We start from the raw sequence: 14,402 nt of genomic DNA on the forward strand, positions 1-14,402 counted from the left end.
AATAAACTTTACAGATAGCTATATTTTTTCTTGTAAGATTTTAATATTCAAGGCATTGATCCTTCCTTTTTCTCTCCTATATCAAGCATGTGCTAGTCATACTTATCGATATGGGATTAGTGGATAAATGTGGTTTAATTTTATATTAGCATATTCAACTATACATGAAATTACAAGATCATAAGAGCTTTTCTTTAATAAAAGACCGAAATTTCTGATTTTAATTTCATTGAAGGGTCAATTAAGTCTGGTGAGTAGAAGTCACCAAATGAATCAATTGTGGTTTCCGACTCGCTTTGGACGGTAAAACCCACTGCATCAAAACCTAGGGAATAAAAAGTTTTGATATGACTTTGTCACTTCAAAATGCTAGTGGCAATCTTGCGGCGGGTGTTCGTCCGTCGCTCGCCTACAACCTTCACGTGCACATGACTTTTATTTTGGTTTACTAGTGAATAAACAGTTACTGTATAGAAAGTAATCGGCCGATTGTTGCTAACTATACAGGATCATTCTGCTTTATTTGAAATAAGGGTTTCGCACATCACATAGGTTATAAATTCCTGAACACGAATCCGAAAAAAATCCCACCACCGGTTAAGATGATGAGCTACTATTTAATTCTATTAAACTAGATTCACTTTAACTTCTTTCACTTTAGACACGAATAGTTATCCATAAAAAAAGAAGCAACCGAAGATGCAATCTCAGCCACTGTTAAATTCCTATAAAGTTTCCAGCAGCAATTTCCAAATATTTTTATAGTTCGATTTAATCTATGAATTCCTGCAAGTCTTCGCACATATTCTTAATTGCATCGTTTCCTTTGTACTTTTGATGAATGGTTAGTTCAACTACATAATCTTCAAGATTTTTTTTCATCATAGTAAATGTATGTCCATGAAGTTCTAAATACGTTATAAAAACATACGCAGCTGTTCTCTTATTCCCGTTAATAAATATATGATCAGTAGAAATAGAATGTAAGTACACACATGCTTTTTCAAAAACATTCGGAAATTGCTCTTGGCCAAATAATTTCTTCTCAGGTCTTTCTAACATCAAATAAAAGCGGTCTTGATCTTTTACTCCAGCATTGCTAGAATCATGTGTTTCAGACATGACATATTCATATAACATAAGTATTTCACGGGCCTTTAGTTTATATGCTTCCATTCTTTTCTCCTAACCTGTTAACGGTTCTTAAGATTCTCAAACATATCGCTGTATTTAATCATGACTCTGTCCATGGATTTCAATAAATTCGGGTGCATATCCATATTCACAACTTTTTTAATTGTAATTTCATCTGTTTCTTCATTTAAAGTGAGCTGCAAATCATCACCTTTTTGCAAATTCATTCGTAAAGCTATATCTTTAGGTAACCCAATGGATAAACTATTTCCCGTCTGATTTACTTTACGTAAAAAATGATCATTCTTTTCCAATGTTTTCACACTCATTTTTTATCATCCTCTTTCTTAGTTAATATTCTATATTATATATATACAATATGTATTATAATAATGCAAATTTATTTTACAATAGTAATAACAAATATGAGGTTTTATTAGTGGAATCTAAGGCGATTAATTGCAACTTCGTGTATCCAATTTTGATACTGAAGAATCCTTAATCCGGGTAGTTTCTTTTAGACTTTCGAATTCTGCAACAAAAAAAGCCCAGCACCGGTTAAGATGATGAGCTAAAATTTAATCTTGCTTCATTAGTTTCTTCTATTATATAACCAGGTTTGCAGCAAACTTCAAATTAAATTTTTACTTACGCTGTTCATAATCCGCTTCAATATCTATTTTCCATGAGCGATCTAGTTTCTTACCTGTTCGGAAAGAACTGACAGCTTCATTTAACACTTGATAATTGAGTTGAGTGCCTTCAGTATCAGCATGGTATTTTACCGCGAATTCTTCATCAATCCCGAATTTTTCTGCTGTGGCAACGGCATCGATATTGGCTCCTAAAAACACAAACTCCCACTTGTAATTCTTTTTTTGATGCGCAATCATCGACCTGATTTTTTTGTAATTGTATTCACAGCTGGCGTTTTCATATCCATCAGTCGTGATGACGAACATTACTTTTCCTGCGCGTTCTTCTTCACTTGTTCTTTTTTGAGCATTGCCGATTTTTTGGATGGTTGAACCTATCGCATCAAGTAAGGCCGTCATGCCACCCACTTCGTATTCCTTTTCCGTAATGGGTGCGATCCCTTTAATCGAAATTCGGTCATGCAGTAACTCATAGCCATCATTGAATAAAATCGTCGTGACTCGAGCGTCCCCTTGTTCTTTTTTCTGCTTGGTAATCAAAGCATTGAATCCACCAATCGTATCGCTCTCAAGTCCAGCCATCGAACCGCTCTTATCTAGAATAAAAACCAACTCAGTACTTTTCGCATTCATTTAAATTTCCTCCTTAAGTTATGTTCCTCATTTACAACTTAAGAATAAGCTTTTTCTAAAACAAATAGGTCGCTTCTAAAGCGACACTTACGCACCGAGCAAAACTTGGTCAAAAGTAAACAAGGCTTCATTTATTTCGTATATATTGTAGTTCTTTTGTTCAATGAAAAAATGGATGATAAGATCGAATTTACTACTTTGTGATAAGGTATAACCTGCCTTGTCCAGTAAATCCTTTGTTTCATATAGATCTAATTCCAAAGCAATCGCAAAAGCTATCGCTGTTTTTTTGAGCGGTGTGTAATCGGGTGAATTACGGATTTTCGAAAAAAGGCGGCGGTCAATATTCGCTTTTTTATAGGTATCCGCATCTGTCATTCCTTTTTCGTCAATAAAACGTAAAAGTCTCTGTGAAAAGGATTCATCAATCTGGCCCATCATATCCTCTAGGCTTCTTTTCTTAAAATCCTGTAACTTCTCTTCCACAACATACGCCTGTTGTGATTGAATCTCTTGTTCGATCATCCGTTGGTTTCGTGAGTATTTTAGCTCATGCTCTTCCACATAATGTTCGTCGATATATTGATGAATGGATTTGAATAGTTTTTCACTGAATCCGAAAGATTGTTTATCAAAGACGACGAGGTATACCATCATCTCATGGCTCATTAAGAATTCGTGAATTGAAGAAATAGCTACCTGCAAAGCCTGTTCTTTCGGATAGCCATAAATGCCCGATGAAATGACTGGAAAGGCTATTGACTCCAAGTTTAGTGAAGCAGCCAATGCCAAGGAATTTTCATAACAGGATTGCAGAAGTTTTTCTTCGTTTTGGTTCCCTCCTCGCCAAACCGGACCAACTGTATGGATAATGTGTGTTGACTGTAACCGGAATCCATCTGTCAAAACAGCCTCTCCAACTGAGCATTGGCCAATTTCATCGCATGCCTTTTGCAACTCTTTCACACCGGCCGCTATAAAGATGGATCCGCAAACACCTCCACCCATTTGCAGTTCTGAATTCGCCGCATTGACGATTGCATCTACATCCATTTTTGTTATATCGTTTCTAACGATTTCTAAAGGCATGATTGAAAGTCTCCTTTCATGATATGAAACTATTTTTCATCACATTTATTTCCATTAATATAACACAATTATCCTTGCTGTCAGCCAAGCTTCTTAGTGGCAAGCTGCAAGGATAATTGGTAATGTGCTGTTTAAGACACCAATTCCTCTCAATTTGCGGCTTACACAGGTACGTAAAATCCTCGCACAAAGTGAGCGCAGCGGAGAATATCTCGAACAGGAAAGTGGCAAACCGGCTAGCCGTGCCACCTATATATCCCTTCGATTTAGACCTTTCTTTCATTAACGAGCACAGGAGATTTCATCTAACACTACAGCGACTAGTGTATCCGGCTCGCTATGGATGGCTCAACTGCTACGTCATAACCTATTGAGTAAAAAGCATCTTTATGTGACGTTGTTACATAAAGATGATTCTTTTTTAGAGGCAATCTTGCGGCAGATGTGCATCCGTCGCTCGCCTACAACCTAAACGTGCACAGGTCTTTGAGTTTGGTTTACTAGAGAATGGACACTTACTTCTTTAGAAAGGAAGCCACCGAAGATACAATTTCGGTGGCTTGTTGCTAACTATAAAAGTTCATTCTGCGTTCTTTGAAAGAAGTGTTTCACACTATATCACAATTGTGAAAAGACGCCATATATCTTAATCATGAGTTTGCACGTTACTCTGTAAACTCATAAAGGATTATTAGAGCAACAAGCAATAAAAATTAAAATTAATATTTTCCATATTTTATCTATTCCTACTTGGAGCGTGATTTTTCCAACTTAGGGTCTAAAAGTTCCAACTTGAACTCCAAATTTCCCAACTGACCAAGCGCTCACCCGAATTTTCATCAATAAACACCGTAATTTGATCTTAATTGCTGAATAAAAACGTTATTTTCTTCCCTGCTATAGGGAAATAGCGTGACTTAAGATGCAAAAGAAGTTTGTAGTTAGAAAGCGCCAACACAGAAAAAGGAAAATTGACAATGTATCGGTCGGGTTTCCGGCTCGCTATGGACTGCACATCTGCTGCATCATAACCTATTGAGTAAAATGCATCATTATGTGACTTTGTCACATAATGATGCATTTTAGAGGCAATCTTGCGGCAGATGTGCTTCCTTCGCTACGCCTACCACCTAAACGTGCAAAGTAATTCGGATTTGGTTTACTAGTGAATTGACACTTACTTTTTTAGAAAAAAAGCCGCCGAAGATATAATTTCGGCGGCTTTTTACTAACTGTATAGGATCATTCTACCTTATTTAAAGAACAGGTTTTTCACACTATATAGGTTATAAAATCCTGAAACTTTATAGAAAGAAAAGATAAACGGCGACAGACAACGATTTTAGTGGGTGTGCCTGGCAGAACGCAGTGATCCTTGGCAACCTAGGATATCCGCTACGCCTGAATCCGAGGAGGTAGTTCTTTATAGAAGCAGCCAGCCGATCGCTTGTTCTGGATCTACATTTGAAAATTGTAAACAGTTATAGTTGTCTGTTTTGCACATGATAAACTTAAGGATGATTGGAGTGGAAGACGGCGATTCCAGCGGGAATAGCATGAGCTGAAGACCCCGGAGACGAGCTTGCTCGTCGAGGAGACTGAGGCCATGCCCGCGGAAAGCGTCCGTCTGTTTCTGCATCGCTTCGCTAGCTTCGAAACATGAAAGTGCGTTGAAACGGAAATCTACCTCTACTATAAAGAAAAAGAGAACTGCCCTTTGTCATATTTTATGACTTTTAGGACAGCTCCTTTATTTTTTCTATTCAATTAAAGTCTAGACTAAATGTTTAGTGAAGGTATTATTGTTCCCCACTCAGTTTAACTAGAATTTTCGCTTGTGTTTTGTCGTTCGTTAGTGCATCAAAACCTTTTGTTATGATTTCTTCTAGCTCAATTCGACTTGTGATAATTAGCTTCGGATCAATCTCTCCTGAGCTCATTAAATCGATTGTTTTCTGGAACACTTCAGGTTCATACGCTAAAGTTGACGTGATTTTGACGCCAGTAGTTGTCAAATCCATTGGGTCAAATGAAACTGGTTTAGGGAAAATGGAAATAACGACAACCGTACCACGTGTTTTTGTGACTTTAATTGCCTGGTTAAATGTTATTTCTACACCAGCCACTTCAAATGACACGTCAAACCCTTCAGGTTCAATCTCTCTCGCCATTTCTAAAGGATCCATGTTACCAGGATTGACTACATGCGTAGCTCCGACTAATGTCGCTTTTTCCAGTCGACTATCTGACAAGTCGAAAACAACGATTTTACTTGCCCCTTGTGCCTTAGCTGCAATAATCGTCACAAGACCAATTGGTCCCGCACCAAATACTGCTACAGTTTGTCCTGATTGCAAGCCACCTTCTTTGACAGCTTGTACAGCAACAGCCGTCGGTTCGACAAGTGCGCCTTCCTCGAGTGACAGACCATCTGGAAGTGCGTAAACATTTTTTTCAGCTACAACCGTAAAGTCAGCAAAACCACCATTTGAACCTAGTCCAACAAATGTAAATCCGTCATATATATCGTATTCGGGCCCTTTATTACCTTTTGTGATTAAAGGATTTACAACAACTCGATCACCCGCTTTAAATCGTGTTACATCAGATCCGACTTCCTCGATTACACCGGCAAATTCATGCCCTAACGTTAATGGTGCTTCTTGGTTTGTCAATGGATCAGGACCTTGTGATGGAATTAGTACAGGACCTTCTTGATATTCATGCAAGTCACTGCCGCAAATACCTACCCAAGCAACCCTTATTTTCACTTCATTAGGAAGAACTGCGTTCACTTCCCGTTCTTCAACACGTATATCTTTCGCTTTATACCAAACTGCTGCTCTCATACTTCTTCACATCTCCTACTATTTTATTTAAAAATAACCGGTTCTGTATTGGAGGGATAGTAAATATCTCCCTCGGTTAATTTTAACAAATTTATAAGTACTTTAACACGATATTGGCTTATGAATGTGCTCTAGCTAGAGTTTCCGGCTCGCTTTGGATTGCACACCTGCTGCTTCATAACCTAGAGAACGCAAAGAATCATGAATGACCTTTTCACATCACGATTCTTCTATTTTTAAAGCAATCTTGTGGCTGGTGTGCGGCCCGTTGCTCGCCTGCATCCTTAACGAGCACACGTGCATTCTAAACGCAAAAAAAAAACGACAATGAACTTGTCGTTTAAAAGATTTTTTTCTGCACTTGGTCTTCTTTTAACATTTCCACTGCTTCTCTAAAACGCATAGAATGTACATTTTCTCGTTCACGTAAAAATTTTAATGAATCGTTTATATAGGGATCATCAGAAATATCAATTAACCATTGATATGTTGCACGTGCTTTTTCTTCTGCTGCGATATCTTCATATAAGTCTGCGATGGGATCTCCTTTTGCTTGAATATACGTAGCGGTAAATGGAACACCCGCTGCATTGTGATAAAAGAGAGAATGTCCGTGACTCACAAAATGGGCTCCTAGTCCTGCTTCTACTAATTGGTCAGGAGTTGCATCTACTGTCAATTTGTAAATCATCGCTGCAATCATTTCCAAGTGATTAAATTCTTCTGTCGAAATATCAGTCAATAATCCAATAACTTTATCAGGTACTGTATAACGTTGGTTCATATACCTTAAGGCAGCTGCCAGTTCCCCGTCTGCACCTCCGTACTGTTCCATTAAAAATTTCGCTAACATTGGATTGGTATCGCGAACTTCTACCGGATATTGAAGTTTTTTATCATATATCCACATCGATTATCCAACATCCTTTCATACCTGCCATGGCCATGGCGTGAGATTTTTTTTACTACAAGAAATAGGTACAAGATGAGTTAATGGACCATATAAATCTTCATAAGTTTTTCTGATTTTTGCGGCAGTCTTCATTGCTTCTTTTCTCTGTTGACACCCCACAAGGTAATCTGGATGCGTGTGCATAAATAGCACCCATTCTATCACGTTGAAGTCAGCAACTTGGAGGGACAGTAACAGTTTCCGCTGTTCTTCGCTCATGAAATTCCCTCTTCTTTTGAATATCCATCGACTAACATTGGCCATACGGTCCCGTGAATAAATGCGTCTTCTGGTGTAAACACGGGACAATGAACGGGTTGCTTTTGCCACCATATTTGTGGAGGTAATACAAAAAGCTTCGGATTTCCTCCATAAGGTACATAGACGCCACGATACGAAAACGTATTAATATCGCTCACTCCTCCTGGCTACTATATGATGGAATTCTCTCCTTTATTAAAATTTTTCATTTTATTTTTCTATTTTGATCACACCTCTATTCCATGATGGAACACCTCCACCTTAAAAAAGGATTTAGAACTGTATCGACTATGGTTTCCTGCTCGCTTTGGACGGCAAATCTGTTGCACCATAACCTGGAGAACGCAAAGAATCATGAAGTGACCTAATCACTTCACGATTCTTCTTTTTTAAAGGCAATCCTGCGGCGAGTGTGCGTCCGTCGCTCGTCTACAACCTTCACGACGTGCATAGGTCTTTGATTTTGATTTATTAGTGAATAGGCACTTACTGCTTAGAAAGGAAGCCGCCGAAGATAAAATTTCGGCGGCTTTTTACTAACTATAAAATATCTTTCTACGTTCCTTGAAAGAAGGTTTTCACACTAAACAAGTTTTGAAATCCTGAAACTTTAAAGAATGATAGCATAACCTGTTGGTGAAGCAGTAAAAAAACGATCAAGTGTGCTGGTCACTTGATCGTCTTTTTCTATTGAAGATGCAATATGTCTATAAACAACAACTTTTTTGGAATGCGAATTTACTCTGCCATCGTAATGACTGGAGGTTTTTCAAGAAAAGTCATTAAATTTGCGATATCACCTGCTACTTCTTTTCCTTCTTGTGACTCTAAAGCTTGGCCAATTTCTTGTAGACTATCAAACTCTAATTCGGCAATTAAATAAAAATTCTCATTTGTGTTCATCGTCTGCCTAACCATGTTAACGGCTGCATTTTTAAGAAAAGGTAATTTTTGGACTAACGGGATATGAACGTTGTGATAATGTGCTTCAAACCCCTCTTTGTTGGTCGGTTCATTATAAATAACAATCATCTTAGCCATTCTATTCCTCCTATTACAATCTAATAAATGAACACAAAAATAGTATCTAGTTCAAGATATGTCCCAAAAGCTCTTATTATGATTAGGTTTTCCGTAACACACACGAATCCGGATAATTTTAAAAAAGAGTAACATTCAACTGAATGTTACTCTTTTTTATGTTCATATTAATTATTTTCATCCCTGTGACACTTTTACTACTTTTTTCTCATGTCCCACAAAAAGTTTGGTAAGGAATGGTTGATTCCGTAGGCACTGCGCAGTATTCAGCTTGTTCGGGTGTGTGCGCGAAAGGATTTGCAAGAACAGCAAGAAGCCGCTCCATCACGCTATTGTCACCATTTTTCACTGAGGCTTCTAGTGCCGCTTCTACCTGGTGATTTCTAGGAATTAGCGCAGGATTACTGTTTCTCATCAACTGATGCGAATCAGCTTTCGTTTCCTGCTGCTTGCCTAGCCTCGCCTGCCACATGTCATTCCACTTAGAAAATTCTGCGGTGCCAAATAGGACCGTTTCCTCCATCGTATCAAAAGTCAATGCGAGGAAGGTATTAGTATAGTCTGCCTCATACTTCTTCATCATACTCAGGAGGTCTTCAATAAGGGTTTCATCCTGTTTCTCTTCGTTGAAAATTCCTAGTCTTGCTCTCATTCCTGCAAACCAATTTGCGTGATAGTACTTATTAAATTCTCCAATCGCATCTGTCGCCATTTTGATTGCCTTGTCCTGATCATCATCTAATAGCGGTAAGAGAGTTTCTGCAAATCGCGCGAGATTCCATCCGCCAATATACGGTTGATTACCATAGGCATAGCGGCCTTGACGGTCAATGGAACTAAATACTGTTGCTGGATCATAGGCATCCATGAAGGCACAAGGACCATAGTCAATGGTTTCTCCACTAATGGTCATGTTGTCAGTGTTCATCACCCCGTGGATAAAGCCAACCAATTGCCATTTAGCAATCAGCGAAGCTTGACGTTTGATTACTTCCTGCAGGAACGATATATAACGATTGTCATCAGCCTCAATTTCAGGATAATGACGCTCTATTGTATAGTCAGCCAGTTCGCGAACTTCCTCAATTGAGCCAAAGTTTGCAGCGTATTGAAAAGTACCGACGCGAATGTGACTAGCAGCTACACGGGTCAGAATTGCACCAGGTAGTTCGGTTTCACGGAGTACTGATTCACCGGTTGTCACCACTGCTAGACTTCGGCTGGTCGGAATATCAAGCGCATGCATAGCTTCGCTGATGATGTATTCGCGTAGCATCTGTGCCAGTCCTGCTCGGCCATCGCCGCCTCGAGAGTAAGGCGTTCTACCTGAACCTTTGAACTGAATATCAAACCGCTCACCATCAGGAGTGAGTTGCTCTCCAAGTAAAAGAGCTCGACCGTCCCCTAACATATTAAAGTTCCCGAATTGATGTCCCGCGTAAGCTTGAGCAAGCGGCATTGCACCTTCTGGAATTTTGTTACCAGCAAGTTCCGCTACACCGTATTTGCTTTGGAGCGCATCGCCGTTCAATCCAAGAGACTTAGCCAACGAAGAATTAAACATAATCAATCCTGGTAATCGTACAGCATCTGGAGTGAAAGTAGTAAAAAACACTTCTGGCAGACGGGCATAACTATTGTCTAAGTTCCATCCTGATTCTATTACTTCTTTTTCGTTTGTCATCGTATCTCCCCTTGTTCTTTCGTATTTTTGTATCCTAGTTTTTTCTTTTAAGTAAAAATAAATCATAGGTTTTCTATTTACGTAAGGCAGTCACTTTTAGTGTCTTCTTCTGCGAATATTTTATACCCTTTCCATACCCTGTTTTTAATTAGAGACTCACATCAAAATTAGATTTGCGAAAAAATTTCACTATGAGTAATACTTTAGATTTCAAGGTATTTACTCATAAATTAATTATACAGAAGGTGGCTCTATTTTTGTGCGAAGTGGCTCGAGGATCTTTCAGAGGTTGAAGAGAGAAAAGAGAGTGCTCTATGAGTGGCACCATTTCCTCACTTGGTATCTGTGCACTTTGGGGCAAATAGTACCACCCAACATAAGAAAACAAGTAACAGGTAACGATGCGAAAATTGGCACCTGAAGGTTTCCGGCTCGCTTTGGACGGCACACCTTCTGCATCATAATCTAGGGAGTAAAAAGAATCGTGATGACTTTGTCACATCACCATTCTTTTTCTTATAGGCAATCTTGCGGCTGGTGTGCGTCCGTAGCTCGCCTTCAACCTTCACGTGCATTGGTATTTTATTTTGGTTTACTAGGGAATGGACACTTACTTTTTAGAAAATAAGCAGCCGAAGATGAAATTTCGGCTGCTTGTTGCTACTTATAAATTATCAATCTACGTCACTTGAATGAAGGATTTCGCTAAATCTGTAAATTTAATGAAAGAAACAGACGCAGCCACAAATTTTCTGTATTTTTGTCTGTGCCTGATACCTTGAGATTGTATATTAAAGAAGCTGCCAGCCAATCGCTTATATAACAATTATCTCAGATACAACGACATAATTGTCCTTTAAATTGCGGTCGCTTTGGACGGCAAAGCGGCTACATAATATACCTAGAGATTTCAGGTAATAATCACCTAAATCAAGCCACTTATCATCCAATAAATAAGTTTGGCTTCATCCATACTGCCAGCTTGAATGGTAAGTGATCGTGGAAATGCTCCAGGGTCCTTTCCTTCTGCCACCATAGCGATTACATGCTTATTTAACTTTTCTCCATGGGACATGTCAACATGGTTAATAGCTAAATCTAATTCTTTGCGATCCATAACTAATTCTAAATAAAAGAAGATTGCTTGATGATTGTCTGAATTCAGTTGATTCAACACTTGGTCAGCCTCTTCATAAAATCCTAGGTGCATATAGGTAACCACTAGTAACCAACGAACTCCTTGATGATCCTGTGGATTTATCTCAAAGATATGTGAAAATTGCTTCAAAGCATCTGTATGCCGATTTTCTGTTATCAACCATGCTCCATAGGTAAAAAGAGCTCGCAAATATGGACGATTCAATACATAATTCCAGGCCTGATCGATTGTAAAGTCCACGTTTTCGATTGAAGAACGAATCGCTTTTAAATAATGGTTTTCTTTGATTATTTTATGTGTTGACTGCTCAGCCAGTAATAGGTGAACATCAGCTATATTTGAGTTTTTATCCGCAGCTTCGTTTGCAAGTTGTACGCGCAATTCCTCTGTTTCGGCTTCATACGCTTTATAGCAAAACAACTGTGCTTGCTCTTCCTTATTTACAGGTTGGTATTCCTCATTCATTTTCCCACTCAAAAACGCATTTAACGATTCTGCAGTTTCAAACGACTGCTGTTGTGTCCGTTTGACCATCTCCCACATAAATCTTTCTGTTCCACGTGGATCAGTACCTATGTCTACTGAAAGTTCAGGTGATGCAATTTGCTCCGAGTTTTCTTCTTTTGAGTGTTCTATTTTAGACATTACAAAATCACCCACTTGGTCTCGATACTTCGATACCGTAGCACTTGACACATTGAAGTATGCGCCAATCTCTTTCAACGTCGAATATGCTGAACCTATTAGCTCGAAATCATGGGCAACTTGAATGACTCCTGCAGCAACTGCACTTGGTTTTTTAGCATTAACCTCATTATTCAGTAAAAAACCAGTTAGCATAGGCAGTACAATATCTTCCTCGTATGAATGGTCTGCCAAATATTGCTGAGTTAAGTCCACCACTTGTTGTTGAAAAGTAGTGAAGTCATAGACCTTCTCCATTTGTCCAAACAAACGATAGACATCCAAGACGTCTTTATCAGAAGACTTCAGGGTATCTCGAATTCGGGCAACTATACCTGAAGAATCGTTGTGAATGAACATGATCCCATCTGTTCCTGTAAGTCCATGTTCTCCACGACGCGAATCAGGTAAGACAATCCCAAGCATCCATTCTCCTAAATGTGATTCCGTTATTTTTCCAGGTATCGCATAGGATATATCCCGTAGGTCATCTTTTACAATTAGCTCATTCTCCAGTTCTTGTGTTATTTGACCGAACAAAAGAAAGGGTTGCTGCCATAAAGTGAGCACATCAATCACTTGCTTTCGTGGCTGTTTGGCTATTTGTTTTTTCAAATAGTTGATCCAAAATTCTGCTCGTTCTATATAATAGAAGCTTTCTAATGCTAGTATTTCGATTAATTCTTCTTCAAATAGGTCACGAAGTTCCAAATTCCACTTCCCTATACGTGTATCTAGTTCCCTATATTCGCGGGAGCTTAATCCATCTGCTATAAAGCTATTGGAAATTCGTGTAAGTTCATCATTTATTACTGCTGACAATTCTACAACGTTGTTCTTGCCACAACATTTTTTGTATTTCTTTCCACTCCCGCAAGTACATGGGTCATTACGTCCAACCAAAATAGATCACCAACTTTCATTAACGTTATCGTCAAAGCGTACCATATTTAAAAGGCTTGGAACAATTGTGGTTCATTAACTTTCGCGAGCTCTTTAAAGAAAGATCAGGTGGTACCTTTTATCTTTTTAGACCTGTGCATTTTGGGTCAAATGTGACTCATGGCTCAACACATACCAAGAGATATATAGCTCTCAATCTTAGCTTAATCATTTCAGAATGAAGAAATAATTACTCCTAGCAAACAATTTAAAACAAAATCACTAGGCTGTTTTTAAAAGCGATGACGACGTTAATGGCTTACATAAACGTGAGGACTTTACTTATGTCGACGAACAATTTATCCATCATATGGACCCTCTCTTTACTAAAGTTTTTGTTTATGAATCACCATATAGAAATGCCAAAATAGTTAATAAATCAAGATCATTTATTATGGAGAAGAAAAGTTCTGTTTAAAAGTATTAAGCTTTAGGGATAAAGAATTAACTTGCAGCTGAAATTGTATCTTCAGCTGCTTTTTGCGCTTATAATTTATTAACTTGTGTAGGATTGATGTGAACTTTATACATCGTTTCTAGACTTTAGTTTTTTAATGGTGAAAATAAAAGGTTAAAACTGGATAAATTTGATAATATATAAATATGCTAATATGGATAAAGTAGCCATACTTGAAACGAGGCGTCTTACATGGAACAAATGGAAAAAGTGATAGCCTTTTTACTGGGGGTTGGATTTAATGCGTTAATAATAATCGTATTATTAAGCCTCAATGGTAAAATAAACTACCATAAAATACGGTTATCTATCTTAAGTCTAATTTCAACTATTATTTTCACTATCATTCCTACAATTGGTTATCGAGTTGATAAAGATCTGGGGGATTATCACTTTGGTTTTCCAGCTGAAGGTTTAGTTTATCGAGGCGGATTGGATTTAACCGTTAGCTCGTTCGGATTAATATTTAACTTTTTCTTCTTTTATTGGATATTTAAATTAATACTAGTACTTTGGAAAGCACCAACAGTAAATAACTAAACTTAAAATTACACATGATAATTGCATTTTAATTAATGATAAACCGGCTGCCCTTTACATGGCAGTCTTTTCTTATTGAACCTATTTGGTTACGTTCCAATCGTGTTGTAATGTCAACCTGTTGTGCATGCAGCATACAACCATGTGAAGCGAAAGAATCACGGTTTTAAGATTACAAATACTTTTATCTCTTTTCTCATGACTCTGTTCAGAAGGACTTAAAAATACCACCAATCCAATTTTATATATGTTAAAATAAGGAAAGATAAATGGTATTCAGAAGATAATTCAGATGCAAAAAATGATAAGTCTTGATATCCC

Annotated in this window: 12 protein-coding genes and 1 pseudogene; 1 reads left to right on the top strand and 12 read right to left on the bottom strand. The window is 38.1% G+C overall.

The window, feature by feature from the left end; all coding sequences use genetic code 11:
* Window positions 1-771: 771 nt before the first annotated feature.
* From E2636_RS12660 to E2636_RS19660, 12 genes and pseudogenes are all read right to left on the bottom strand, one after another.
* A complete protein-coding gene (locus E2636_RS12660; RefSeq protein WP_134210518.1) occupies window positions 772-1,176 on the bottom strand; it encodes a type II toxin-antitoxin system death-on-curing family toxin in 405 nt (134 codons plus the stop codon).
* Between the two features lie 17 nt (window positions 1,177-1,193).
* Window positions 1,194-1,463 carry an AbrB/MazE/SpoVT family DNA-binding domain-containing protein gene (locus E2636_RS12665; protein WP_134210519.1) on the bottom strand — a complete coding sequence of 90 codons (270 nt, stop codon included), beginning with the start codon at window positions 1,461-1,463 and terminating at the stop codon, window positions 1,194-1,196.
* Window positions 1,464-1,778: 315 nt separating this feature from the next.
* Complete coding sequence (locus E2636_RS12670) at window positions 1,779-2,423, bottom strand: vWA domain-containing protein (RefSeq protein WP_134210520.1); 645 nt, start codon at window positions 2,421-2,423, stop codon at window positions 1,779-1,781.
* An 87-nt stretch (window positions 2,424-2,510) separates the two neighbouring features.
* Complete coding sequence (locus E2636_RS12675; protein ID WP_134210521.1) at window positions 2,511-3,512, bottom strand: macro domain-containing protein; 1,002 nt, start codon at window positions 3,510-3,512, stop codon at window positions 2,511-2,513.
* Between the two features lie 1,799 nt (window positions 3,513-5,311).
* Window positions 5,312-6,361 (bottom strand): 2,3-butanediol dehydrogenase, encoded by a 1,050-nt coding sequence (locus E2636_RS12680; RefSeq protein ID WP_134210522.1) that lies wholly within the window; start codon window positions 6,359-6,361, stop codon window positions 5,312-5,314.
* Between the two features lie 340 nt (window positions 6,362-6,701).
* A complete protein-coding gene (locus E2636_RS12685) occupies window positions 6,702-7,271 on the bottom strand; it encodes a manganese catalase family protein (RefSeq protein WP_134210523.1) in 570 nt (189 codons plus the stop codon).
* 18 nt (window positions 7,272-7,289) lie between these two features.
* Complete coding sequence (locus E2636_RS12690; protein ID WP_134210524.1) at window positions 7,290-7,532, bottom strand: spore coat protein CotJB; 243 nt, start codon at window positions 7,530-7,532, stop codon at window positions 7,290-7,292.
* Window positions 7,529-7,732: a hypothetical protein gene (locus E2636_RS12695; protein ID WP_134210525.1), complete on the bottom strand. Its 204-nt coding sequence runs from the start codon at window positions 7,730-7,732 to the stop codon at window positions 7,529-7,531. Before E2636_RS12695 ends, E2636_RS12690 begins: the two co-directional genes overlap by 4 nt.
* A 580-nt stretch (window positions 7,733-8,312) precedes the next feature.
* A complete protein-coding gene (locus E2636_RS12700) occupies window positions 8,313-8,615 on the bottom strand; it encodes an EthD family reductase (RefSeq protein WP_134210526.1) in 303 nt (100 codons plus the stop codon).
* Window positions 8,616-8,823: 208 nt separating this feature from the next.
* Window positions 8,824-10,299: a protein adenylyltransferase SelO gene (locus tag E2636_RS12705; RefSeq protein WP_134210527.1), complete on the bottom strand. Its 1,476-nt coding sequence runs from the start codon at window positions 10,297-10,299 to the stop codon at window positions 8,824-8,826.
* A gap of 925 nt (window positions 10,300-11,224) precedes the next feature.
* Window positions 11,225-12,964: a tetratricopeptide repeat protein gene (locus tag E2636_RS12710; protein WP_243840637.1), complete on the bottom strand. Its 1,740-nt coding sequence runs from the start codon at window positions 12,962-12,964 to the stop codon at window positions 11,225-11,227.
* Window positions 12,965-12,979: 15 nt separating this feature from the next.
* Window positions 12,980-13,045: pseudogene (locus tag E2636_RS19660) on the bottom strand (SEC-C metal-binding domain-containing protein); the annotation flags it as partial.
* A gap of 688 nt (window positions 13,046-13,733) precedes the next feature.
* On the opposite strand from E2636_RS19660, the gene E2636_RS12720 reads away from it, so the two are divergent.
* A complete protein-coding gene (locus tag E2636_RS12720) occupies window positions 13,734-14,081 on the top strand; it encodes a hypothetical protein (protein ID WP_134210529.1) in 348 nt (115 codons plus the stop codon).
* Window positions 14,082-14,402: the final 321 nt, after the last annotated feature.

It is taken from the genome of Paenisporosarcina antarctica (assembly GCF_004367585.1).
Classification (GTDB): domain Bacteria; phylum Bacillota; class Bacilli; order Bacillales_A; family Planococcaceae; genus Paenisporosarcina; species Paenisporosarcina antarctica.

Coding starts and splice junctions, on each gene's coding strand:
- E2636_RS12660 (WP_134210518.1), bottom strand. CDS start 1,176: ATGGAAGCATATAAACTAAAGGCCCGTGAAATACTTATGTTATATGAA.
- E2636_RS12665 (WP_134210519.1), bottom strand. CDS start 1,463: ATGAGTGTGAAAACATTGGAAAAGAATGATCATTTTTTACGTAAAGTA.
- E2636_RS12670 (WP_134210520.1), bottom strand. CDS start 2,423: ATGAATGCGAAAAGTACTGAGTTGGTTTTTATTCTAGATAAGAGCGGT.
- E2636_RS12675 (WP_134210521.1), bottom strand. CDS start 3,512: ATGCCTTTAGAAATCGTTAGAAACGATATAACAAAAATGGATGTAGAT.
- E2636_RS12680 (WP_134210522.1), bottom strand. CDS start 6,361: ATGAGAGCAGCAGTTTGGTATAAAGCGAAAGATATACGTGTTGAAGAA.
- E2636_RS12685 (WP_134210523.1), bottom strand. CDS start 7,271: ATGTGGATATATGATAAAAAACTTCAATATCCGGTAGAAGTTCGCGAT.
- E2636_RS12690 (WP_134210524.1), bottom strand. CDS start 7,532: ATGAGCGAAGAACAGCGGAAACTGTTACTGTCCCTCCAAGTTGCTGAC.
- E2636_RS12700 (WP_134210526.1), bottom strand. CDS start 8,615: ATGGCTAAGATGATTGTTATTTATAATGAACCGACCAACAAAGAGGGG.
- E2636_RS12705 (WP_134210527.1), bottom strand. CDS start 10,299: ATGACAAACGAAAAAGAAGTAATAGAATCAGGATGGAACTTAGACAAT.
- E2636_RS12720 (WP_134210529.1), top strand. CDS start 13,734: ATGGAACAAATGGAAAAAGTGATAGCCTTTTTACTGGGGGTTGGATTT.